20 protein-coding genes are annotated in these 21,988 nt (G+C 73.0%); 6 read left to right on the top strand and 14 right to left on the bottom strand.

The window, feature by feature from the left end; genetic code table 11:
• Positions 1-5: 5 nt before the first annotated feature.
• The 5 genes from ACGFX4_RS06395 to ACGFX4_RS06375 all read right to left on the bottom strand — a co-directional run bounded on the left by ACGFX4_RS06395 (position 6) and on the right by ACGFX4_RS06375 (position 4,800).
• Positions 6-920 (bottom strand): amidohydrolase family protein, encoded by a 915-nt coding sequence (locus tag ACGFX4_RS06395; RefSeq protein WP_393070789.1) that lies wholly within the window; start codon positions 918-920, stop codon positions 6-8.
• A gap of 2 nt (positions 921-922) precedes the next feature.
• Complete coding sequence (ligK, locus tag ACGFX4_RS06390; protein ID WP_393070788.1) at positions 923-1,615, bottom strand: 4-carboxy-4-hydroxy-2-oxoadipate aldolase/oxaloacetate decarboxylase; 693 nt, start codon at positions 1,613-1,615, stop codon at positions 923-925.
• 16 nt (positions 1,616-1,631) lie between these two features.
• Positions 1,632-2,657: an amidohydrolase family protein gene (locus ACGFX4_RS06385; protein WP_393070787.1), complete on the bottom strand. Its 1,026-nt coding sequence runs from the start codon at positions 2,655-2,657 to the stop codon at positions 1,632-1,634.
• Between the two features lie 40 nt (positions 2,658-2,697).
• On the bottom strand, positions 2,698-3,903 hold the full coding sequence (locus ACGFX4_RS06380; RefSeq protein WP_393070785.1) for a 4-hydroxybenzoate 3-monooxygenase: 1,206 nt from the start codon (positions 3,901-3,903) through the stop codon (positions 2,698-2,700).
• A gap of 129 nt (positions 3,904-4,032) precedes the next feature.
• Complete coding sequence (locus ACGFX4_RS06375; protein ID WP_393070783.1) at positions 4,033-4,800, bottom strand: IclR family transcriptional regulator; 768 nt, start codon at positions 4,798-4,800, stop codon at positions 4,033-4,035.
• A 74-nt stretch (positions 4,801-4,874) separates the two neighbouring features.
• Between ACGFX4_RS06375 and ACGFX4_RS06370 the strand changes: the two genes are divergently transcribed.
• Positions 4,875-5,576 (top strand): molybdate ABC transporter substrate-binding protein, encoded by a 702-nt coding sequence (locus ACGFX4_RS06370; RefSeq protein WP_393070782.1) that lies wholly within the window; start codon positions 4,875-4,877, stop codon positions 5,574-5,576.
• A gap of 213 nt (positions 5,577-5,789) precedes the next feature.
• Positions 5,790-7,247 (top strand): amidase, encoded by a 1,458-nt coding sequence (locus ACGFX4_RS06365; RefSeq protein WP_393070780.1) that lies wholly within the window; start codon positions 5,790-5,792, stop codon positions 7,245-7,247.
• A gap of 67 nt (positions 7,248-7,314) precedes the next feature.
• On the opposite strand, the gene ACGFX4_RS06360 is transcribed toward ACGFX4_RS06365, so the two are convergent.
• The 3 genes from ACGFX4_RS06360 to ACGFX4_RS06350 are packed head-to-tail and all read right to left on the bottom strand — an operon-like array spanning position 7,315 to position 11,010.
• Positions 7,315-8,013 (bottom strand): ABC transporter ATP-binding protein, encoded by a 699-nt coding sequence (locus ACGFX4_RS06360; protein WP_393070778.1) that lies wholly within the window; start codon positions 8,011-8,013, stop codon positions 7,315-7,317.
• Between the two features lie 6 nt (positions 8,014-8,019).
• Entirely contained in the window at positions 8,020-10,779 is a 2,760-nt protein-coding gene (locus ACGFX4_RS06355; RefSeq protein WP_393070776.1) for an FtsX-like permease family protein, read from the bottom strand.
• Positions 10,780-10,833: 54 nt separating this feature from the next.
• Entirely contained in the window at positions 10,834-11,010 is a 177-nt protein-coding gene (locus ACGFX4_RS06350) for a S26 family signal peptidase (protein WP_393071070.1), read from the bottom strand.
• Between the two features lie 584 nt (positions 11,011-11,594).
• On the opposite strand from ACGFX4_RS06350, the gene ACGFX4_RS06345 reads away from it, so the two are divergent.
• Complete coding sequence (locus ACGFX4_RS06345; RefSeq protein WP_393070775.1) at positions 11,595-12,359, top strand: transposase family protein; 765 nt, start codon at positions 11,595-11,597, stop codon at positions 12,357-12,359.
• A gap of 256 nt (positions 12,360-12,615) precedes the next feature.
• On the opposite strand, the gene ACGFX4_RS06340 is transcribed toward ACGFX4_RS06345, so the two are convergent.
• Positions 12,616-13,299, bottom strand: coding sequence for a TetR/AcrR family transcriptional regulator (locus ACGFX4_RS06340; protein ID WP_393070773.1), 684 nt, complete (start codon positions 13,297-13,299; stop codon positions 12,616-12,618).
• Positions 13,300-13,384: 85 nt separating this feature from the next.
• Here ACGFX4_RS06340 and ACGFX4_RS06335 point away from each other — a divergent pair, with 85 nt between their 5' ends.
• The gene (locus ACGFX4_RS06335) at positions 13,385-15,112 is read left to right on the top strand and encodes an amidase (RefSeq protein ID WP_393070771.1); all 1,728 of its coding nucleotides are present in this window, start codon (positions 13,385-13,387) and stop codon (positions 15,110-15,112) included.
• A 54-nt stretch (positions 15,113-15,166) separates the two neighbouring features.
• Here the strand turns inward: ACGFX4_RS06335 and ACGFX4_RS06330 are convergent, their stop codons facing one another.
• Genes ACGFX4_RS06330 through ACGFX4_RS06315 form a run of 4 tightly spaced genes read right to left on the bottom strand, consistent with a single transcriptional unit; the run spans position 15,167 to position 19,020 of the window.
• Positions 15,167-15,625, bottom strand: a complete 459-nt coding sequence (locus ACGFX4_RS06330) for a MaoC family dehydratase (RefSeq protein ID WP_393070769.1) — start codon at positions 15,623-15,625, stop codon at positions 15,167-15,169.
• Between the two features lie 39 nt (positions 15,626-15,664).
• Positions 15,665-17,185, bottom strand: coding sequence for a long-chain fatty acid--CoA ligase (locus ACGFX4_RS06325; RefSeq protein ID WP_393070767.1), 1,521 nt, complete (start codon positions 17,183-17,185; stop codon positions 15,665-15,667).
• 10 nt (positions 17,186-17,195) lie between these two features.
• On the bottom strand, positions 17,196-18,068 hold the full coding sequence (locus tag ACGFX4_RS06320; protein ID WP_393071069.1) for an amidohydrolase family protein: 873 nt from the start codon (positions 18,066-18,068) through the stop codon (positions 17,196-17,198).
• Between the two features lie 40 nt (positions 18,069-18,108).
• Complete coding sequence (locus tag ACGFX4_RS06315) at positions 18,109-19,020, bottom strand: SDR family oxidoreductase (RefSeq protein ID WP_393070765.1); 912 nt, start codon at positions 19,018-19,020, stop codon at positions 18,109-18,111.
• Positions 19,021-19,175: 155 nt separating this feature from the next.
• On the opposite strand from ACGFX4_RS06315, the gene ACGFX4_RS06310 reads away from it, so the two are divergent.
• Positions 19,176-19,607, top strand: a complete 432-nt coding sequence (locus ACGFX4_RS06310) for a MarR family winged helix-turn-helix transcriptional regulator (RefSeq protein WP_393070763.1) — start codon at positions 19,176-19,178, stop codon at positions 19,605-19,607.
• Between the two features lie 44 nt (positions 19,608-19,651).
• On the opposite strand, the gene ACGFX4_RS06305 is transcribed toward ACGFX4_RS06310, so the two are convergent.
• Positions 19,652-20,113, bottom strand: a complete 462-nt coding sequence (locus tag ACGFX4_RS06305; RefSeq protein WP_393070762.1) for a DUF3237 domain-containing protein — start codon at positions 20,111-20,113, stop codon at positions 19,652-19,654.
• Between the two features lie 168 nt (positions 20,114-20,281).
• Here ACGFX4_RS06305 and ACGFX4_RS06300 point away from each other — a divergent pair, with 168 nt between their 5' ends.
• Entirely contained in the window at positions 20,282-21,928 is a 1,647-nt protein-coding gene (locus tag ACGFX4_RS06300; RefSeq protein WP_393070760.1) for an ABC transporter substrate-binding protein, read from the top strand.
• Positions 21,929-21,988 lie beyond the last annotated feature (60 nt).

Below are 21,988 nucleotides of genomic sequence, written 5' to 3'. Positions count from 1 at the left end.
GCGGTTCAGTCGGCGTCCGGCCAGTACAGGCGCGTCGGGTTGGCGACCAGCAGCCGGTGCTGCAGTTCGGCGGTCGGGGCGATGTGCGGGACGAAGTCGACCAGCAGGCCGTCGTCGGGCATGTGGTCGGTGAGGTTGGGGTGCGGCCAGTCGGTGCCCCACAGCACCCGGTCGGGGAACTCCTCGACCACGCGGCGGGCGAACGGGACGACGTCGCGGTAGGCGTGCCGCTCGCCGTCGAGGGCGGGCGGGCCGTCGGCGGAGAGCCGTTCCGGGCAGGTGACCTTGCACCAGATGTCGTCCCGGGCCCGCATCAGGTCGAGGAAGGCCTCGAACGCGGGGCCGTGCGGGTCGGCGGTGACGTCGGGGCGGCCCATGTGGTCGACGACCACCGGCACCGGGATCGACAGCAGGAAGTCGCGCAGCTCGGCGAGGTCGGCGGCCTCGAAGTAGACGACGACGTGCCAGCCCAACGGTGCGATCCGCTCGGCGACGTCCAGCAGGTCCTGCTGCGGGGCGGCGTCGACCAGCCGCTTGACGAAGTTGAACCGCACGCCGCGCACCCCCGCCTGGTGCAGCTCGCGCAGCTCCGCGTCGGTGACCGTGGGCCGGACGGTGGCCACGCCCCGGGCGCGCCCGCCGGAGGCCCGCAGCGCGTCGACCATGGCGCGGTTGTCGGCGCCGTGGCAGGTGGCCTGCACCACGACGTTGCGGGCGAAGCCCAGGTGGTCGCGCAGCGCGAAGAGCTGGTCCTTGGACGCGTCGCAGGGGGTGTACTTGCGTTCAGGGGCGTACGGGAACGCGGCGCCGGGGCCGAAGACGTGGCAGTGCGCGTCGACGGCGCCCGCGGGCAGTTCGAAGGCGGGGCGGCTCGGGCCGGCGTACCAGTCCAGCCAGCCGGGGGTCTTCTCGAAGTCCATGGTCACCGGTCCTGGTAGCGCAGTCCGAGCTCGGCCAGCGGGCCGCGCATGCCGTAGATGTCCAGGCCGAGTTCGCCGGCCCGGAAGCGGGCGCGTTTGCCCTCCTCGGCGGCCTCGCGCTTCGCGGAGGCGGCGGCGACCTCGGCGGCCCGCTCGCGGGGCACCACCACGACGCCGTCGGCGTCGGCCACCACCACGTCGCCGGGCCGGACCAGGGCGTTGGCGCAGACCACCGGCACGTTGACCGAGCCGAGGGTGGCCTTGACCGTGCCCTTGGCGTTGACGGCCCGGGCGAAGACGGGGAAGTCCATCCGCTCCAGGTCGGCCACGTCGCGCACGCCGCCGTCGATGACCAGGCCGCGGGCCCCGCGGGCGCGGAAGGAGGTGGCGAGCAGCTCGCCGAAGAAGCCGTCCTCGCTCTCGGTGGTGCAGGCGGCGACCACCACGTCGCCCTCGCGGATCTGCTCGGCGGCGACGTGCAGCATCCAGTTGTCGCCGGGCTGCAGCAGCACGGTGACCGCCGTCCCGCACAGGCGGGCGCCGGGGTAGGCGGGGCGCAGGTACGGGCGGGCCAGGCCGACCCGGCCCATCGCCTCGTGGACGGTGGCGACGCCGAACTCCGACAGGGCGGCGACGGCCTCCGGGTCGGCGCGGGTGATCGCCGTGCGGACGACCCCGATCTCGGTGTGTTCCATGGCAGTTCTCCTGGGGTCAGCGGTCGGCCGCGGCGAGGCGGGCGGCGAGCCGGGGGTGGACGCGCAGGGCGTTGCCGGAGTGGACGGCGGCCCGCTCCTCGGCGGTCAGGTACGGGGTGGCGTCGACGTACCTGCGGGTGTCGTCGAAGTGGTGGCCGGTGTCGGGGTCGATGCCGCGGACGGCGCCGATCATCTCGCTGGCGAACAGCACGGACCGGCTGGGGATCACCCGGGTGAGCAGGTCGATGCCGGGCTGGTGGTAGACGCAGGTGTCGAAGAGGACGTTCTCCAGCAGCTCCACCGGGTCCGGCCGGCCGAGGGCCATGGCCAGGCCGCGGAAGCGGCCCCAGTGGTAGGGCACCGCGCCGCCGCCGTGCGGGATGACGAACCGCAGGGTCGGGAAGTCGGCGAACAGGTCGCCCTGGACCAGCTGCATGAACGCGGTGGTGTCGGCGTTGAGGTAGTGCGCGCCGGTGGTGTGGAAGGCCGGGTTGCAGGAGGTGCTGACGTGGATCATCGCGGGCACGTCGTAGTCGACCAGCGCCTCGTACAGCGGGTACCAGCTGCGGTCGGTGAGCGGCGGGGCCGTCCAGTGCCCGCCCGAGGGGTCGGGGTTGAGGTTGACGCTGACCGCGCCCAACTCCTCGACCGCGCGGCGCAGTTCGGGCAGGCAGGTGGCGGGGTCGACGCCCGGCGACTGCGGGAGCATCGCGCCCGTCGCGAAGCGGTCGGGGTAGAGCCCGCCGACCCGGTGGACCAGGTCGTTGCAGATCCGCGCCCACACCGAGGAGACCTCGAAGTCGCCGATGTGGTGGGCCATGAAGCTGGCCCGCGGGGAGAAGACGGTCAGGTCGATGCCGCGCTCGTCCATCAGGCGCAGCTGGTTGCCCTCGATCGCGGCGCGCAGGTCGTCGTCGGTGATGACCAGCTCGGCGGGGTCGGGCGCCTCGCCGGTGCCGCCGGCGGCGGCCACCTGCCGGTCCCGCCAGGCGGCCAACTGCGGTGGGGCGGTGGTGAAGTGGCCGTGGCAGTCGATGATCACGGGTGCTCTCCTGGGGGTGGTGCGGAGGTCGGGGGCGGGGTCAGGCGCCGGTGGGCCAGCCGGTGTACTGCTCGGCGAGGTAGGTCCGGCCGGCCCGGGTGCCCGCGACGCTGTCGAGCTCGCCGAGCTGGCGGCGCAGGTCGAAGGGGGTGCCGCCGGGCTCGGTGTGCAGCAGCCGGGTCATCCAGGAGGAGAAGTTCTGGGCCCGCCAGATCCGCTGCAGGGCCCGCGGCTGGTAGTCGTCGAGCGCCCGGTCGCCCTCGCCGCCGAGGGCGCGCACCAGGACCTCGGCGAGTACCTTCACGTCGTGCAGCGCGAGGTTGAGCCCGCGGGCGCCGGTGGGCGGCACGGTGTGCGCGGCGTCGCCGGCGAGGGCGAGCGAGCCCCAGCGCATCGGCTCCTGGACGAAGGAGCGGAAGCGCAGCACGGTCTTCTCCAGCACCGGCCCCTCGTTCAGCCGGAAGCCGTCCTCGCCCGCGACCCGGGCCTGCAGGGTCTCCCAGATCCGCTCGTCGCTCCAGGCGTCCACCGACTCGTCGGCGGCGCACTGGAAGTACATCCGCTGGACGCTCTCGGTGCGCCGGCTGATCAGCGCGAAGCCGTGCTCGGAGTGGGCGTAGACCAGTTCGGGCGCGCTGGCCGGGGCCTCGGCCATGATGCCGAACCAGGCGAACGGGTACTCCTTGCCGTACCGGACCCGCCGGTCCTCCGGCACCAGGTCGCGGCACATGCTGCGGGAGCCGTCGGCGCCGACCACGTAGCGGGCCCGGATCTCGTGCCTGGTCCCGTCGGGCAGGGTGCAGCGGACCCGGGGCGCGTCGGTGGTGATGTCGAGGACCTCGGTGTCGCGGACGCCGAACAGGACGGTGCCGCCGTCGCGCATCCGGGCGTCGGCCAGGTCGAGGAACACGTCGGTCTGCGGGTAGAGCCACGCCGAGGCGCCCACCAGTTCCTTGAAGTGGATGCGGTGCGGGCGGCCGCCGAAGCGCAGCTCGATGCCCTCGTGCTCGTGGCCCTCGCGCAGTACGCGGTCGGACACGCCGGTCTCCACCAGGTCCCGGGCGGCGTCGGCCTCCAGGATGCCGGCCCGCTGGGTGGTGGCGATCTCGTGGCGGGTGCGGGTGTCGATGACGACCGTGTCGATGCCGGCGCGGCCGAGCCGGTGGGCCAGCATGAGCCCGGCGGGACCGGCGCCGACGACGGCGACGGGGACCGAGGTGACGGTGTCGACGATGGCCTCGGCCATGGGGGATCTCCTGTGCGACGGCAAGGGTTCGGAACACCCCGAACGCTGGCATCCGCCGCCTCGGCCGGTCAGCACCACTTCCGTCAGGCGGAAGTCGCCGCCGGAATCACCCGCGCGGCAGCCGCCGGGTCAGACCGCCGCGCGGGCCCGCCGGCCGAGCTCCTCGGAGATGCCGTGCACGGCCCGCAGCAGCGGTTCGCGCAGCCCGCGGGCCCGGCCGGCGCTGCTCGCCGCGATGACGATCCCGAGCGCGGCGCCGACCGGGCCGGTGCGGCCGATCCGGACGGGCGCGGCCACCGCGACCGTGGTGTCCGAGAGCTGGCGGTCGCTCACGAAGACCTGCTCGCGGCGGATCCCGTCCAGTTGGGCGCGCAGCGTCCTCGGGTCGGTGACGGTGTGGCTGGTCCAGGCGCGCAGCGGCGCGTCCAGGACCGCCTCCTGGATGTCGGCGGGGGCGTGCGCCAGCAGCACCCGGCCCATTCCGGTGGAGCCGATCGGGAAGCGCGAGCCGACCATGGTCACCAGCTCCACCGAGCGGTGTCCGGCGATCCGTTCGACGAAGACGAGTTCGGTGCCCTCCCGGACGGCGAGCTGGATGTTCTCGTGGGTGGCCTCGTACAGGTCCTGCATGAACGGCAGCGCCACGTCGCGCAGGATCTGGCTGCGCGGGCAGCCCGAGGCGATCTCCCACAGCCGCAGCCCGACGTGCCAGGAGCCGTCCTCGCCGCGCTCCAGGGCGCCCCAGGCCGCCAGTTCCGCGACCACCCGGTGTGCGGTGCTCAGGGCGAGGCCCGTACGCTGTGCGATCTCCGACAGGGTCTGCGACGGGCAGTCGCGGCCGAAGGTCGAGAGGACTTCGAGAACTTTTCCAGCCGCCGTGCTCCGGGTTGCGCTCACGCGGCCAGTGTCGCAGACAGGCACTGGGCCGACCGTGCGCCCGTCGCAGCATCGGCCGCCCACAAGGAGATGTGATGAACCGAGAGCTCACCGGCCTGTCCTCGATGGCGACCAGGCAGCTCCTGGCCGAGCTGTCCGGGTACGTCGGGCGCGTCCACGGCGCCGCGGTGCGCTTCGAGTCGGCGGGCGGGGTCGAGGTGGCGCGGCGGGTGCGCGAGGGCGCCGGGGGCGACCTGCTGGTGCTCGCCGCCGACGCGATGGCGGGGCTGGAGGCGGCCGGGCTGCTGGCCGCCGGGACGCTGCGCCCGCTGTGGGTCTCGCAGGTGGTCGCGGCCGTGCCGGACGGCTCGCCGCTGCCCGCCCTGGCGTCCGCGGCGGACCTGCGGGCCGCCCTGTCGGCCGCCCGGCGGATCGCGTACTCCACCGGGCCGAGCGGCACCGCCCTGGTCGCGCTGATCGCCCGGCTGGGGCTCGCGGACGAGCTGGCGCCGCGGCTGGTCCAGGCGCCGCCGGGGGTGCCGGCCGGGAGCCTGCTGGCCTCCGGCGACGCCGACCTCGCCTTCCAGCAGCAGAGTGAGCTGATGGACCTGCCCGGCGTAGTGGTCGTCGGTCCGCTGCCCGGCGACACGGCGATCAGCACCGTCTTCGGCGGGGCCGTGCTCGCCGCCTCGACGGAGCCGGACCGCGCCGCCGCCGTCCTCGACCTGTTCGGCGCGGAGGACACCTGGGCGACCGCCCGCGCCGCGGGCCTGCGGGCCGCCCGCGACCTGGGCTGATGCCCTCGTCCGGCCACCCGGCGCGCATGCGGGCCGGGCGGCCGGTCCGTAGCGTGGGCAGCGGGGGCGACCTTGACAGCTCCGGCACCGGGAGTCACGATGACTGAATCAAACGTCGTCCTATAACGACGTTGTACATCCCGGAGCGGCCTCCGCGCCGCCTTCCACTCCCTCCGCGCGCTCCGCCGCGGGCGCGCCCTCGCAGAGGCGATCATGGAACACGACTCCCCCACCACCGAACCGTGGCAGCTGTCGGCCGTCGAGCTCGCGGCCGCGATCCGCAACCGCACGCTGTCCTCGGTGGACATCGTGCGGTCCTGCCTGGACCGCATCGACGCCGTCAACCCCCGCATCAACGCCCTCGCCGACCTCCGCCCCGAGGAGGCCCTCGACCAGGCCCGCGCCGCCGACCGGCTCACCGCCTCCGGCGCCGAACTCGGCCCGCTGCACGGCATACCGGTCTCCACGAAGATCAACACGGACCAGTGCGGGTACGCCTCCAGCCACGGCGTCGTCGCCCTCGCCGCCACCCCCGCCGCCGAGGACGCCGCCTGCGTCACCGCGCTGCGCGGGGCCGGCGCGGTCCTGGTCGGCCGCAGCAACGCCCCGGCGTTCTCCTACCGCTGGTTCTCCACCAACGACCTGCACGGGCGCACCCTCAACCCCTGGGACACCGACCGCACCCCCGGCGGCTCCAGCGGCGGCGCCTCGGCGAGCCTGGCCGCCGGCATGACCCCGATCGCCCAGGGCAACGACATCGGCGGCTCGATCCGCTACCCGGCCGCCTGCTGCGGCGTGGTCGGCATCCGCCCGACCGTGGGCCGGATCTCCAACTGGGCGGAGCCGGTGTTCGTCGACACCCCGGGCGGCCGCGAGCAGCTCGTCATGCCGCCGACCGTGCTCAACTGCGCCGTCGAGGGCCCGCTCGCCCGCACCGTCGCCGACGCCCGCCTCGCGCTGCGGGTGATGACCACCCCCGACCTGCGCGACCCGGTCGGCGTCCCCGCCCTACCCACCCGCCCGGCCCCGGACGCCCTCCCCCGGATCGCCGTGGTGCGCTCCATCGGCACCGTCGCGAACCACCCCGCCGTGGAGAAAGCCGTCGACGAGGCCGTCGCCAAGCTCACCGACGCGGGCTACGCCGTGGAGGAGCTGGACGGGCTCCCGCTGCTCGCCGAGGCGGCCCGACTGTGGTCCCTGCTCATCTACGAGGACTTCCGCCCCACCATGCCGACCGTCGAGCTGCTCGGCGACGCGGACATCCGCACGTCCCTGAAGTACTCCTTCGCCGCCGCGGCCGGCCAGTGGGGCGAGGCCCCCACCCTGGCGCAGTACATCCACGGCTGGTCCCGGCGCGGCGCCCTGGTCACGGAGCTCCAGCAGCTGCTCGGCCGCGACGCCCTGCTGCTCACCCCGGTCTCCGCGGAGCCGCCGTTCGAGCAGGACGCCGACCTGGCGAGCCCCGAGCGGGCCGCCCAACTGGTCGCCGCGATGTGGCCGATGGCCGCCGTGCCGATCCTCGGCTTCCCCGCAGTGACGGTGCCCAGCGCCCTGGTCGACGGGCTGCCGATGAGCGTTCAGCTGATCGGCGGCCGCTTCGAGGAGGAGATGGTCCTGAACGCCGCCCAGGCCGTCGAGGACCGGACCCCGCGCCTGGCCCCGGCGCTCTGACCGGTTCGGCGCGAGCACACCGGGCGGACGTGGGCGCGGGGCGCCGACCGCGCCCACGCCTGCGCGGCTACTCCGCGGCCTGCAGGCGGCCGTCGTGCAGGCGGACCTGCTCCTCGCAGGCCTCCGCCAGCCCGGGGTCGTGCGTGGCGACGACCATCGTGGTGCCGTAGGTGGCGCGCAGCTCCGTCAGCAGCTCGAACACCTCAGCGCCGGTCCGGCTGTCCAGGTTGCCGGTGGGTTCGTCGGCGAGCAGCAGCGACGGCGAGTTGACCAGCGCCCGGGCGATCGCCACCCGCTGCTGCTGGCCGCCGGACAGCTTGGACGGCAGCGCGTCCTCCCGCCCGGCCAGGCCGACGGCGGCGAGCAGTTCGCGGGCCCGGGCACGCTTGTCGAAGGCGGTGCGGACGGGCAGGACGGGGGCGATCACGTTGTCCAGCGCGGTGAGCGCGGGCAGCAGGTGGAAGCGCTGGAAGACGATCCCGATGCCGCGCCGGTAGTCGGCGAGGGCGCGGCGGCCGAGCGCGGTGATGTCCGTCCCGGCGACCTCGATGCTGCCACTGTCGGGGCGTTCGATCGCGCCGAGCAGGTGCAGCAGCGTCGACTTGCCGGACCCGGACGGGCCGGTCAGCGCGACCAGTCGGCCGGGTCCGATCCGCAGGCTCACGCCGTCGACGGCGCGCAACTGCTGGTCGCCGCCGGTCCGGAACGCCTTGCGGACGTCGGTGACGAGCACCTCGGCGCCCTGCGGGAGCGGGGTCTCGGTCATGGTGGGTCAGTCCTCCGTGAGCAGTCGGCCGAGCGGGATGCGCCGCAGCAGGGCGGCCGGGACGAGCGAGGCCAGCACGGTGACCAGGACGGCTCCGGTGGCGACGGCGGCGGCGGTGGCGAGCAGGGGGGAGGGCAGCTGCCCGGCCAGGACGGCGGTGACGGCCGTACCGGCGGCCGCGCCGCCGAGCGCCCCGGCCAGGCCGAGCAGGATGCCCTCGGCGAGGACCAGCCGGCCGAGCTCGCCGTCCCGCCAGCCGGACGCGGCCAGTGCGGCCAACTCCCCTGCCCGTTCCCGGATTCCGAGGTAGAGCACGTCGGCGACGGCGAGCGCGCCGAGCACGAGCACGGTGCCGACGGCGGCGTAGTCGATGCCGCGGATCCGGAACGACACCGCCTGCCCGAGCAGCGAGCCGACCAGCGAGTTGCGGAACGTCCAGGTGATGCCGAGCAGCACCGTCAGCGCGGTGCTGCCGATGGCGACGCTCAGCACGCCGAGCAGGCTACGGCCCGGGGTTCGGCGCAGGTTGCCGGCGGCCAGGCCCAGCAGGCCGCGGCTGCGCCGGGCCCGGCGCGGGTCCGAGACGGCCGGGCGGACGGCCTCCGCCGGGACGGCGCGGGCGGCTCGCAGCACCGGGACGGCACCCGCGAGCAGTGCCAGTACCACCGCGCCGGGCACGGCGAGTCCGGCCCGCAGCAGGGTCGCGTGCAACCCGAACAGTTCGGCCACCGGCCAGGCCAGGGCGGCGCCCGCCAGACCGGCGACCAGCCCGAGCAGCGCCACCTCGCCCAGCAGCGTCGCGCCGATCCGGCCCGCCGACCAGCCCAGGCAGGACAGCACACCCAGCTCGGTGCGCCGTGAACGGACGGCCGCCGCGACGGAGTTGGCGACGAACAGCGTGCACACGGCGAGGATCAGCACGAACAGGGTGAAGCTCTTGCGGTCGAGGGCGTCCAGCACGGTGAACGCGACGCCGAGCTTCACCCAGTTCTGACTCACCGCCAGGGCGGGCCGCCCGAACTGCCCTGCCGGAAGTGCGATCGTGACCGGCCGGGGCGAGGAGCCGTAGGTGACGTCCACCAGCAGCCCGGTCGCCTGCTGGATCTGCTCGGCGGCCAGCCGCACCCGCTCCCGACTGACCGGGTCGGTGCCGGTGACGCCCGCGACCTTCACCCGGATCGAGCTGATCGGATCGGCGAGGTGCATGTTGCCCTGGTACGCGCCGCCGGTGATCGTGTAGAGCGCGTCGATCGTGGTGAGCAGCTGCGGCGGCTGGGCGAGCAGCCCGGCCATGTTCCCGTCGGGCCGCATCGGCTGCCCGCCGAGGGCCTTCCGGGAGGCGTCGTCGGCGCCGGTGGTGACGGGGGCGTCGAACGCGCCGAGCGGGACGGCCGTCAGCGCGTTGACGGCGGGCAGCTTCGCCGGGTCGTAGACGCCCACGATGTCGGGCAGCGGGTGGGCCAAGGACGCCAGCCGGTGGGTCCGGACCTCGCGCAGCGCGCTGTCCGCGTTGCTCCGCGGGACGTCCATCCAGGTCGTGCCCTGGTCCACCCGCGACCATGTGCCGTCGGGGTTGCTCACCTCGGCGGGCACCAGCGACCCGTCGGGGCCGGCCCTCCAGTCGGTCGGACCGGCGGTGAACACCGCGCCGAAGCTCGTGTTGTTGATCGAACCTTCCGTACCGTTCACGGCGTCCGCCAGCGCCCGGTCGTACGCCTCGCCCGCGGTGACCTTCCGTGCGACCACCTGGGGGCCGGTCAGGCTGCGGAAGTTGTCCGGCCCGAGTTGGAGCGGGGTGCGGCCGCCGGTCCCGTCCAGGCGCTGGACGCTGATCTCGACCGTGCTGTCCAGGTCGCTGCGGGCCGCCGCCAGCACCGGGAAGGTCGGCATCGTGAAGCTCTGGACCGTGGTGGAGTCCCCGCTCGTCACAGTTCCGGACATGTCGCGGGTACCTGGCGCCTGGTGGTCGGCGAGGTAGCGGCCGGAGACCACGGTGCCGTCCAGGCCGTCCAGCGCCGCCTCCGACGCCGGGTCGATCGCACCGATCAACAGCGATGTCGGGATCGCCGCCCGGTAGCCGACCGGGCCGGTCTGCGCCGTGCCGCGGGAGACCTGCGCCCCGTTCACCTCCCACCGCCGATCGGCGGTGGAGGCGCAGGACAGCTGGTCCGCCCGGTCGAACGGTCCTCTGCCGACACCGGGATCGGTCACCAGGCACGCCTCGACCCGCGTCCCGTCGGGCCGTTCCTCCAGCGCCGGCAAGGGCCGATCCGTGTTCCCCGTACGCCAGATCAGGCCGTTGCGGGTGACGTACTGGTAGGCGGTGGCGGCCGGGAACCTGCTGAGGCCGCCGTCCGTCGTGGTGGTGGTCGTGACCCGGAACAGCGCGCTGTCCTGCCCCGCCGGGATCTGCGACGCCAGCTCGATCGGGACGGACACCTGCGGCGTGATGTAGCCCGCCAGCGCCAGCGGCGCGGCGACCTGCACGCCCGGGATCTGCTGGATCCGGTGCCACTGGTCGAGGGTGATGCCGCCGAAGATCCCGGACAGGAACCCCGCCTGCACCACCCCCTGCCCCTCCTCGGTGGCACTGCGCCCCTTCACCGGCCGGACCAGGATGTCGTACGAGGAACGGGAATTGTCCTCCACCGTCTCCTTCACCTGCAGCTCCTGCGTCCGCGCCGCACCCGTCAGCACCGTGAACGCCGACGTCGCCACCGCGATCCCCGCCATCAGGGCGACCGCCCGCCCCAACCGGTGCCGCACCTGCGACCGCACCATCACCAACACGCCGACCGCCCCATTCCCCTCACCGTTCCCTCAATCCCGCGGCCCAGTGCCGCGGAGGACCGCGCCGACCACTCCGGACACCGGGACCGGGCCCCAGGACCGGGAGTCGTGGCTGGCAGCGGTGTTGTCACCGAGCAGGACGACCTGCCCACGCGGCACCGCGGACCCGGCGGGCAGCCCCGCTGCGGCGCAGACCTCGGCCGGCATGGGCTGCCCCTGGGTCGCGGCGACCCGCTTCACCACCAGGCCGTGGTTTCCACCCCTGAGGTCGGCGGACACCCTGGCGACCACGATCCGTCCGGGGCGTAACGCGAGCCGCCCGGATCGGAGATAGTGCGGCAGACCAGCAGGAACTGGTCGTTCATGATCTCCCCCATTCGCGCACCCGCTCCCGGCGCCATCCGAGGATGGCGCCGGGAGCGGCCGGCCGTCAGCGACCGATGCCGCCTGCTAGCAGGGGATGCTGTACTGGACGCACACGAGCTGCGGCTGCGCGGCCCAGTTCCACGAGTACCACGCATAGCGGCAGCGCCACCCGCCGGTGCAACCCTCTCCGCCGGTGCACTGGAGGCAGCCGGAGCTGGCCTCGGCCGTCTCTTCCCTGAGCAGCATTCCGAGCACCCGATCGGCCGCGACCTTCATTTCCTGAACCATTCCAACCCCCACTGAACGTCTTTCATCCTGTCCCGGCAGGGTGAAATGGCTGGTCAGGAGGGGTGGGGTAACAGGCGAGGCTCCTGGTCGTTGCGCTGGTGTTCTCTACGCACCGCGCTTCGCCCGAGGAGCCTCGCTTGGTCCCGTATCCTGCCATGCTCGATGTCCCGCACGAGCTCGTTGAGCACGTCTCATGGCTGATCTACGCCCGAAGGCGTGAACTGCGTTCGCGTTGGCGGCGCTTGAGCTGCTTCAACCAGGCCCTGCTCACCCTGGCGCATCTGCGGAAGAACGAGACCCTCGCGCAGGTCGCAGCAGGCTTCGGGGTGTCGGAGGCGACCGCCTGGCGGTACGTCGACGAGACCGTCGAGCTCCTGGCCGCGTGGGCGCCGGGCCTGCGCGAGGCGCTGGTCGGCCTGGGCGAGGGCGACTTCGTGATCGTCGACGGGACACTGATCCCGACCGACCGGATCAAGGCGGACGAGCCGTACTACTCGCAGAAGCACCGGAAGCACGGGATGAACGTGCAGGTCATCGCCAGGCGGGACGGCACGCCGCTGTGGTTCTCCCGCGCTCTGCCCGGCCGCACCCACGACCTGACCGCGGCCCGCGCCCACGGGATCGTCCAGGCCTGCCTGACCCGCGAGATCCTGGTCCTGGCGGACCGCGCCTACCAGGGTGCCGGCGCCACCGTCCGCACTCCCTACTACCGGCATCACGAACTCCCCGAGCACTACCAGCAGTACAACCGCGACCACGCCCGCCTCCGAGCGCCGGGTGAACGCGCCTTCGCCCGACTCAAGTCCTGGCGAATCTTCCGAAAAGCCCGCTGCTCGACCAACCGCATCGGCCTCCTCGTCTCCGCCGTCCACACCCTTCTCACCTGCGAAGACTCAGGATGAAAGAGGTTCACTGGCGGGAATTCGGAACTCATCGGTAGTTCCAGTCCTGGCGAGGTCTCGCGACACAGAGGCTATAGGACGTACAGAGACGTTGTCTAGACCACAATGACCCCACGAGTCACACGAGCCGACAGTAAATACGGAACTGACAATTCCGTCCGCAGCGGCATACGAACAAGTAGCATTTCGGGTGCATGAACGCCAGAAAATGCACCGTTTCGGACAGTCGGACCCGCAACCAGTCGCCCGGCCGCGGTCAGGGCCGGTCGGTCGGGCGGAGTTCGCGTTCGAGGGCGGTCAGGGCGAACGCGTTCGCGGAGGCGTTCTGCCAGCGCGTGCGTCCGAACATCACGTCTCCGGAGAGACCGTTGAGCATGGCCACCGCCCTGATGACGAAATCGGGGAGGTACACGTCGGCGAACTGCCCCGTCGCGCGGCCCTCGACCACGACGGCCTCCAGGCGCTGCTCCCAGGCGTCGGACAGGTCCGTGAGGATCTGCCGGCCGGCGTCGTCGTGGGGCTGGGCCAGTACCTGCGTCCACAGCGCGTAGCGTTCGTCGCCCGGGTGGCGGGGCAGGTAGAAGCGGACGAACAGCGCCAGTTTCTCGGCGGGGGTCGCGGCCTCGTCCGCGGCCTGCTGGTACCGGGCGCCGAGGTCCGCTTCGCTCCAGGCGAGGACCTCCAGGAGCAGCCGGTCCTTCTTCCCGAAGTGGTACAGGATGTGCCCGGTGCTCATGCCGGCCCGTGCGGCGATGTCCGACATCCGCACGGCCCCGGCGCCCTTCTCCGCGATGGCACCGATCGCAGCCAGCATGGCCCGCCCCCGCGCCTCGTCGCCGCTGGGCTGGCGCTTCCGGTCCAGCGGGGCCCGGACGGCCTCGCCCGCGGCGCGTGCCTCGGACCGCTTCTCGGGCCCGGCGTCCGGCGTCGGCGTCGGCATCGGCGCACCTCCGTCCTGGGAGTCTAGATCTGTAGTCTAGACTGAAAATCTAGTCAGTGACGACTGCACCCCCGGAGGTATCCGCATGACGCGCGGATTCGATGTTGTGGAGACCTGTATCGCCGACCTGCGCGCGGCGCTGGAGAAGGGCGAGACCACCGCGGTCGACCTGCTCGACGCCTACCTCGCACGGATCGACGCCTACGACCGGCCGGGCACCGCCACCGCGCTCAACGCGATGGTCGTGATGAACCCCGACGCCCGCGCCGAGGCGGAGGCCTCCGACGCGCGCCGCGCCCGCGGCGAGACGCTCGGCCCGCTGGACGGCATCCCGTACACCGCGAAGGACAGCTACCTCGCGAAGGGCCTGACGGCCGCGTCCGGCTCGCCCGCGTTCGAGCACCTGGTCGCCCAGCGCGACGCCTTCGCGATCGAGCGGCTGCGCGCGGGCGGCGCCGTGCTGATCGGCCTGACCAACATGCCGCCGATGGCCAACGGCGGCATGCAGCGCGGCGTCTACGGCCGGGCGGAGAGCCCGTACAGCGCCGAGTGGCTGACCAGCGCCTACGGCTCCGGATCCTCCAACGGCTCCGGCACCGCGACCGCGGCCTCGTTCGGCGCGTTCGGTCTCGGCGAGGAGACCTGGTCGTCCGGCCGGGCGCCCGCGTCGAACAATGCGCTGTGCGCCTACACGCCCAGCCGCGGCGTGATCTCGGTGCGCGGCAACTGGCCGCTGGTGCCGACCATGGACGTCGTGGTGCCGCACACCCGCACCATGGCCGACCTGCTCGAACTGCTCGACGTCGTCGTGGCGGAGGACCCGCAGACCCGCGGCGACCTGTGGCGCGCGCAGCCCTGGATAGCGCTCCCGGCGGTGTCGCAGGTGCGCCCCGCCTCCTACCCGGCGCTCGCCCCCGCGGACCTCGGTGCCGCGCGGGCCGCGCTCGCCGGCAAGCGGGTGGGCGTCCCCCGGATGTACATCAACGCCGACCCGGAGGCCGGCACCAACCCCGAGGGCGGGATCGGCGGCCAGACCGGGCAGCGGATCGACACCCGGCCCTCGGTGATCGCCCTGTGGGAGGCGGCCCGTCGCGACCTGGAGGCGGCCGGCGCCGAGGTGGTCGAGGTCGACTTCCCCGTGGTGTCGAACTACGAGGCCGACCGCCCCGGAGCCCCTTCGCTGTTCACCCGCGGCCTGGTCGGCCGGGACTTCCTCACCGTCGAGATCGAGGACCTGTCCGCCTGGGCGTGGGACGACTTCCTGCGCGCCAACGGCGACCCGGCGCTGGCCACCCTCACGGAGGTCGACGGCGAGCGCATCTTCCCCAAGCACGAGGGCGAACTCCCCGACCGCTACGCCGGTTTCGACGACACGATCGGCGAGTACCCGCGCTTCGTGCGGGAGCGCCCGTACGCGTCGTTCACCGAGATGCCGCACCTCGAAGCGGGGCTGCGCGGGCTGGAGGAGACCCGCCGGGTCGACCTGGAGCAGTGGATGGACGAACTGGGCCTGGACGCGGTGGTGTTCCCCGCCGTCGCCGACGTCGGCCCGGCCGACATGGACGTCTCCGAGGCGTCTGCCGAGCTCGGCTGGCGCAACGGCGTCTGGGTCGCCAACGGCAACCTGGTGCCCCGCCACCTCGGCATCCCGACGGTGACCGTGCCCATGGGCACCATGGCCGACACCGGCATGCCGGTCGGCCTGACCTTCGCGGGCCGCGCCTACGAGGACAACGTCCTGCTGACCCTCGCCGCGGCCTTCGAGGCGACGGGCAGCCGCCGGACGGTCCCCCCGCGCACCCCGCGGCTGTAGGCGGCACGGAGGGCTCCCGGACGGTCGAGTGACGGTTCCGGGAGCCCTTTCGGTTCAGCTGTAGTGGCGGTAGACGGCCTCGGCGACGCAGGCCGGCTTCGCGCTGCCCTCGACCTCGACGGTGAAGGTCAGCGGCATCTGCACGCCGTTGCCCTTGACCTCCGCCACCTCGCCGACGGTGCCGTGCAGCCGGATCTTCGCGCCGACCGGCACGGGGCTCGGGAAACGGACCTTCTCCAGGCCGTAGTTGACGCTCATCCCGATGCCGGTGATCTCCAGCAGCTCGCCGAAGAGCGGGATGATCAGCGACAGGGTGAGGTAGCCGTGCGCGATCGGGCCGCCGAACGGGCCGTCCTTGGCCTTCTCCGGGTCGGTGTGGATCCACTGGTGGTCGTCGGTGGCGTCGGCGAAGGTGTCCACCCGGTCCTGGGTGATCTCGCGCCACTCGGTACGGCCGAGGTCGGTGCCGGTCAGGGCCTTGAGTCCGTCGATGCCGTGGGCGGTGGTGGTCATGGGTGGTTCCTGTTCACTGGTAAGGGATCTGACGAACTGTCAGGAAGAATGCAGGTCGCGGACGGCGGGCTTGACGATCTTCCCGGAGGCCGTCCGCGGCAGGGTGTCCGCGAGCACCACGGACTTCGGGATCTTGTACTTGGCGAGCCGCCCCCGCAGGTGGTCGAGGATGTCCTGCTCGCCGGCGTCGGCGCCCGGCCGCAGGACGACGACGGCCCGGCCGACCTCGCCCCAGCGCGGGTCGGGCACGCCGATGACGGCGCACTCCGCGACGGCGGGGTGGGCGAGGATCGCGTCCTCGACCTCGGCCGGGTAGACGTTCTCGCCGCCGGAGACGTACATGTCCTTCACCCGGTCGACGATGTACGCGTAGCCGTCCGCGTCGGTGCGGGCGATGTCGCCGGTGCGCAGCCAGTCCCCGTCGGCGAACGCGGCGGCGGTGTCCTCGGGCCGTCCCCAGTAGCCGGTCATCACGTTGGGGCCCTGGACCAGGACCTCGCCGCGCTCGCCGGGCCCGGCGTCGCGGCCGTCGGGCAGCACGACGCGGGTGTCGGTGAAGAAGTGCGGCACCCCGGTGGAGCCGGCCTTGGCGGCGGCCTGTTCCTTGTCCAGGAAGAGGACGCCGGGGGACGCCTCGGTCATGCCGTAGCCCTGGCTGAAGGCCAGGCCGCGCGCGAGGTAGGCGGCGATGGTGCGGGCGGGCACCGGGGCGCCGCCACAGTTGAGGCTGCGCAGGCTGGAGAGGTCGGTGCCGGCCCACCGCGGCAGGGCAGCCATCGCGTCGTACATGGTCGGGACGCCGAACATGGAGGTGACGCCGAGGCGTTCGACGGTCTCCAGCACCCGCTCGGCGTCGAAGGCGCCGTGCAGCACCACCCGGCCGCCCTTGAGCAGGGTGGGCAGGCAGGTCATGTTGAGGCCGCCGGTGTGGAACAGCGGGGCGACGACCAGGGTCACCTCGTCGCCGGCCAGGTCGGTGTCGACGAGGACGTTGACGCTGTTCCAGGTGATGTTGGCGTGGGAGAGCACCGCGCCCTTGGGGCGGCCGGTGGTCCCCGAGGTGTACATGATCATGCACGGGTCGTCCGGGGCGACGGCGACGTCCAACGGCTCCTCTGACGCGCCGGCGAGCAGCTCCTCGTACCCGAGGATGCCCTCGCCGGGGCCGGCGAGCGCGATCCGCAGCCGGACGCCCGCCCGGTCGGCCGCGGCCAGGGCGGCCTCGGCCTGCTCCGGCGCGTGGACCAGCACGACGCTGCCCGAGTCGGCGAGGTTGTACGCCAGCTCCGGTGCGGCGAGCCGGGTGTTGAGCGGCACGAAGACCGCCCCGAGCGCCCCGGCGGCGAACAGCGCCTCCAGGAAGGCCGGGTGGTTGGGGCCCAGGTAGGCGACCCGGTCGCCCTGCGCCACGCCCAGCGCGCGCAGGCCGTGGGCCAGGCGCAGCACGCGGCGGTGCAGTTCGCGGTAGGTCAGGGATCCTTCCTCGTGGACGACGGCGACCCGGTCGGGGGTCTTGCGGGCCCGGCGGGCCGGCCACGAGCCGATGCCTTGGTTCAGCACGGGGACTCCTTCAGTCCGTGAGCAGCCCGAGCAGCCGGGCGGCGTTCTCCTTGAGGATCTTCGGCCGCACCTCGGGCTTGATGTCGAGCTGCGCGAAGTCGGCCAGCCACCGGTCGGGGGTGATGACGGGGTAGTCGGAGCCGAAGAGCACCTTGTCCTTGAGCAGGGTGTTGGCGTAGCGCACCAGCTGCGGCGGGAAGTACTTCGGCGACCAGCCGGACAGGTCGATGTACACCTGCGGCTTGTGGGTGGCGACCGCGAGCGCCTCGTCCTGCCAGGGGAAGGACGGGTGGGCCAGGATGATCCGCAGCTCGGGGAAGTCCACGGCGACGTCGTCGACCAGCATCGGGTTGGAGTACTTCAGCCGGATGCCGCCGCCGCCGGGCACGCCGGCGCCGATGCCGGTCTGCCCGGTGTGGAACAGGGCGGGCACGCCGAGTTCCTCGATGGCCTCGTACAGCGGGTAGGCCAGTGGGTCGTTGGGGGCGAAGGCCTGGATGCTGGGGTGGAACTTGAAGCCGCGGACGCCGTGCTCCTCGACCAGCCGCCGGGCCTCCCGGACGCCCGCGCGGCCCTTGTGCGGGTCGATGCCGGCGAACGGGATCAGCGCGTCGGGGTGGGCGGCGCAGCTCTCGGCGATCTCCTCGTTGGCGATCCGGGGGTGGCCGGTGGCGTGTTCGGCGTCGACGGTGAAGACAACGGCGGCCATCCGCCGCTCGCGGTAGTGCTCGGCCATCTCGTCGATGGTGGGCTGCCGGTGGCCGTGGGCCTTGAAGTAGGCCTCGGAGGCGCCGAACAGCTCGGGGCTGAGCGCGCCGTGGCCGTCCTTGGAGATCTCGGCGTGGGTGTGCATGTCGATGGCGGTGAGCCGGTCGACGTCCAGCGCGGGGGCCGGTGCGGGCGCGGGGGTGCGGTCGGGCATGTCAGGCCTCCGGGGCCTTGGGGGCGGGGATGCCGTAGGTCTCGGGCTCGGCGCCGACGCCGTCCTGCCACTGGGCGGCGATGGTCTCGGCGCTCCAGCCGCCGTCGGCGAGGGCGACGGCCTTCTCCTTCGGGTGGGCCCACAGCGCGAGGCGGTCGCCGCCGATGCCGATGGCCTGGCCGGTGACGTCCTTGGCGGCGTCGGAGGCGAGGAAGGTGATCAGGGCGGCGACGTCCTCGACGGTGCCGAGGCCCTCCTCCTTGCGCAGCCAGTCGGGCAGCGGGTTGCCGGTGCGCTCGGCCTCCTCGATGACGGGGGCGAAGGCCGGGATGGTGCGGGTCATCTCGGTGGCGGCGACCGGGACGACGGCGTTGACGGTGATGTCGGCGCGGGAGAGCTCCATGGCCCAGGTGCGGGCCATCGCGACGATGCCGGCCTTGGCGGCGGCGTAGTTGGTCTGGCCGAAGTTGCCGCGCTGGCCGGCCGGGGAGGAGATCAGGACGAGGCGTCCGCCGGTGCCCTGCTCGCGCATCCGGACGGCGGCGGCGCGGGCGCAGGTGAAGGTGCCGCGCAGGTGGACGCGGACGACGTCGTCGAAGTCCTCGTCGGTCATCTTCCACAGCACCCGGTCGCGCAGGATGCCGGCATTGGTGACCAGGACGTCGAGGCTGCCGAACTCGGTCACGGCGGTGTCGACCAGCAGCCGGGCGGCCGCGCTGTCGCCGACCGCGGCGACGGCGCCGGTGGCGCGGCCGCCGGCGGCGGTGATGGTGGCGACGGCGGCGTCGACGGTGGCGCGGTCGACGTCGTTGACGACGACGGCGGCGCCGGCCGCGGCGAGGGCCTGGGCGTACGCGAGTCCGAGTCCGCGGCCGCTGCCGGTGACGACGGCGACCTTGCCCTGGAGATCCATGAGGGTGCACCTCTCGTAGGGGGTGATGGGGTGGGGGAGGGTCAGGATCGACAGGAATCCTGATGAACGGCAGTGTGGTCAATCATCAGGATTCCTGTCAATGCCCTAGGCTTGGCCTCGCCGCCGCACCGGCGGCGGACGGCGAAGGGAACGAGATGGACCGACCTGCAGTGACCGGCACCTCGCTGCTGTACCTGGTCAAGAGGACCGAGCTGGCGGTGCGCGCCCGGCTCGACGAGCTGTTCAAGCCCGCCGGCATCACGGCGCTGCAGTACACCGCGCTCACCGTGCTGGAGCGCCACGACGGCATCTCGGCCGCCCAGCTGGCCCGCGACTCCTTCGTCACGGCCCAGTCGATGGCCGACATGGTCCGCGCCCTGGAGACCCGCGGGCTGATCCGCCGCGAGCCCAACCCCGGCAACCGCCGCGAGCGCCTGGTCCTGCTCGCCGAGCCCGGCCGGCGGCTGCTCGCCGAGTACGCCGGACCGGCCCGGGAGCTGGAGGCGCGGATGGTCGCCGACCTCACCGCCGAACAGGTCGACGGCTTCCGCGAGGCCCTGAACGCGGCCTGGCGCGCCCTGTCCTGAGCCGTAGGTGGCCCCTCCCCACCCGGGGCCACCTACGAAGGGGGTCAGTCCAGCGCGTACATCCGGATGACGACCGCACTGTCGCCGTCCGGGCGGGCGAGGCCGACGAAGACGGTCTCGGCGAGCCAGCGGTGGGCCGGGGCGTCCGTCCGGAAGACCGGTGACGTCCGGTAGTAGTGCCCGGCCTCGCTGACCTGGAGCTCCCCGTCGAACTGGTCCGGACTGTCGGCCTTCGGCACATAGAAGCCGCGGTTGACGATGTCGATCACCGCGCCGTCCTCGGCGCGCAGCAGGTAGCGCGCGTCGAGCTCGCAGACCTCCCCGCGGGTGCTGCTCCAGTCGCCCCCGCCGGGCAGCACCTCCCCGCGCAGCAGGGGCCCGTCGACGCTGCCGCCGGTGATCGGGGTGAATTCGGTGACCTCGCCGTCGCCGTGGCCGATGTGCAGCGTCTCGGCCACCTCCGCCCGGATCTCGAAGGCGAAACGCAGGGCCGGGGTGAAGGACATGAGGGTTCTCCAATGCCTCGGTGCCGGCTCTTGACTCGCCGGCTCACCAGATGCGAGCGTGACATGCAACAACGTTATATGACGTTAGTTTACGACGTCTCGTCGTCCGCGCTCCCCCCTTCTCACGAGCGCCCCTCCCCCTCACTCCTCCTTGACAGGAGCACAGCCATGGCTGCGAAGAAGTCGGTGCTGACGCTGCTCACGGGCCTCGCCCTGCTGGCCGCCACCGCCTGCACCTCCACCCCCACCGGCGGCGACGCCGCCCCCGGGGCCGCGCACCTCACCACCACCACGACGGCGGGCGACGCCGACCTCGACAAGGTCACCTGGGCACTCCCCTACGGCGAGCCGACCACCCTGGACCCGGCGAAGATCGGCGACTACTCCCCGCAGACCGTCGAGGCCAACCTCTGCGACACCCTGACCCGGACGAACGCGGACTTCTCACTGAGCCCCGGCCTCGCACAGAAGGTCACCTGGACCGACGAGCACACCCTGGTCCTCGACCTGCGCTCCGACGTGACCTTCTGGGACGGCTCCCCGATGACCCCGCAGGACGTCGTGTACAGCCTGGAACGCCAGCGCGACCCGAAGACCCAGGCGCTGTACGGCAACTACCTCGCCGCCGTCACCGCGATCACCGCCACCGGCCCGCACCAGGTGACGCTCACCACCAGGAGCTACGACCAGACGCTCCCCAAGGCGCTCTCCACCTCCTTCGGCGCGGTGAACCAGCGCGCGTACACCGAGAAGGCCGGCGCCGCCTACGGCACCGCCAAGGGCGGCCTGATGTGCACCGGGCCGTTCAAGCTGGGCTCCTGGGAGTCCGGCAGCGGCATCACCCTGGAACGCAACACCGCCTACTGGGACGCCGCGCTGAAGCCCAAGGCGCACCAGGTCCTCTTCCGGTTCATCACCAACAGCAACACGCTGACCGGCGCCCTGCTCTCCGGCGAGGTGGACGGCACCTACGAGCTCCCGCCGAGCAGCGCCACCGCGCTCGCCCGGACCGGCAACGGCGCGATCCACCTCGGCCCGTCCACCCAGAACGTGTTGCTCATCCCGGCCAACGCCGACTCCCCCGCCACCGACCACCGGCGCCTGGACGCGCTCTCCCAGGTGATCGACCGCGAGGCACTGATCAAGAACGTCTTCGGCGGCGACGCCACCCCGCTGAAGTCGCTCGTCCCCCCGGCCACCTGGGGCGGCGACCAGGCCGCCGCCACCTTCGACGCCGCCTACCAGGCGCTGCCCGCCGTACCGACGCCGGACACCGCCAGGGCCAAGGAGCTCGCCCAGCAGGCCGGCCCGCTCACCCGCCCGCTGACCGCCGCCATCCCGGCGGGCGACCAGCGCTCGCTCCAGGCGATGACCTTCATCCAGGCCGCGGGCAAGAAGATCGGCATCGACATCGAGATCAAGCAGCTGCAGCCCACCGAGATGTCCTCGCTGTTCTACGACCCGTCCGTCCGCAAGAGCCTCGACCTGGTGCTCACCTTCGGCTACGTCACCATGCCCGACCCGGCCTCGTACGTCGCCGAGATGGTCACCCCGCGCGGCATCTTCAACTGGACCGGCTACGACAACGCCGAGGTGACCCGCCTGCTCGACCGGGCCCGCACCGCCACCGACCCGACCGCCTCCGCCACCGCGTACGCCGCCGCCCAGGCGCTGTTCACCCCCACCGCCCCGGCGGTCTACCTGGCCACCACGCACGAGCGGATGTTCATGAACAAGCGCCTCTCCGGCGCGCCGACCTCCTTCGCCTACATGGGCATGCCGTGGGCCGCCGCCCTCGGCGGCACCGGCAAGTAGCCCGCCCGTACGAACACCCGCGCCCCCGGCGGTCCTGCCGACCGCCGGGGGCGCGGCGCG

It is taken from the genome of Kitasatospora sp. NPDC048365 (assembly GCF_043200835.1).
GTDB lineage: Bacteria > Actinomycetota > Actinomycetes > Streptomycetales > Streptomycetaceae > Kitasatospora > Kitasatospora terrestris.
The sequence above is the reverse complement of the archived record's forward strand: the minus strand, read 5'-3'. Positions and strand labels throughout refer to the sequence as shown.

What these genes read in the sequence shown, in the direction of transcription:
- ACGFX4_RS06350 (WP_393071070.1), bottom strand. Translation starts at nt 11,010, where the DNA reads ATGCCGGCCGAGGTCTGCGCCGCAGCGGGGCTGCCCGCCGGGTCCGCG.
- ACGFX4_RS06340 (WP_393070773.1), bottom strand. Translation starts at nt 13,299, where the DNA reads ATGCCGACGCCGACGCCGGACGCCGGGCCCGAGAAGCGGTCCGAGGCA.
- ACGFX4_RS06330 (WP_393070769.1), bottom strand. Translation starts at nt 15,625, where the DNA reads ATGACCACCACCGCCCACGGCATCGACGGACTCAAGGCCCTGACCGGC.
- ACGFX4_RS06305 (WP_393070762.1), bottom strand. Translation starts at nt 20,113, where the DNA reads ATGTCCTTCACCCCGGCCCTGCGTTTCGCCTTCGAGATCCGGGCGGAG.
- ligK (WP_393070788.1), bottom strand. Translation starts at nt 1,615, where the DNA reads ATGGAACACACCGAGATCGGGGTCGTCCGCACGGCGATCACCCGCGCC.
- ACGFX4_RS06315 (WP_393070765.1), bottom strand. Translation starts at nt 19,020, where the DNA reads ATGGATCTCCAGGGCAAGGTCGCCGTCGTCACCGGCAGCGGCCGCGGA.
- ACGFX4_RS06370 (WP_393070782.1), top strand. Translation starts at nt 4,875, where the DNA reads ATGAACCGAGAGCTCACCGGCCTGTCCTCGATGGCGACCAGGCAGCTC.
- ACGFX4_RS06300 (WP_393070760.1), top strand. Translation starts at nt 20,282, where the DNA reads ATGGCTGCGAAGAAGTCGGTGCTGACGCTGCTCACGGGCCTCGCCCTG.
- ACGFX4_RS06335 (WP_393070771.1), top strand. Translation starts at nt 13,385, where the DNA reads ATGACGCGCGGATTCGATGTTGTGGAGACCTGTATCGCCGACCTGCGC.
- ACGFX4_RS06395 (WP_393070789.1), bottom strand. Translation starts at nt 920, where the DNA reads ATGGACTTCGAGAAGACCCCCGGCTGGCTGGACTGGTACGCCGGCCCG.
- ACGFX4_RS06360 (WP_393070778.1), bottom strand. Translation starts at nt 8,013, where the DNA reads ATGACCGAGACCCCGCTCCCGCAGGGCGCCGAGGTGCTCGTCACCGAC.
- ACGFX4_RS06310 (WP_393070763.1), top strand. Translation starts at nt 19,176, where the DNA reads ATGGACCGACCTGCAGTGACCGGCACCTCGCTGCTGTACCTGGTCAAG.
- ACGFX4_RS06380 (WP_393070785.1), bottom strand. Translation starts at nt 3,903, where the DNA reads ATGGCCGAGGCCATCGTCGACACCGTCACCTCGGTCCCCGTCGCCGTC.
- ACGFX4_RS06365 (WP_393070780.1), top strand. Translation starts at nt 5,790, where the DNA reads ATGGAACACGACTCCCCCACCACCGAACCGTGGCAGCTGTCGGCCGTC.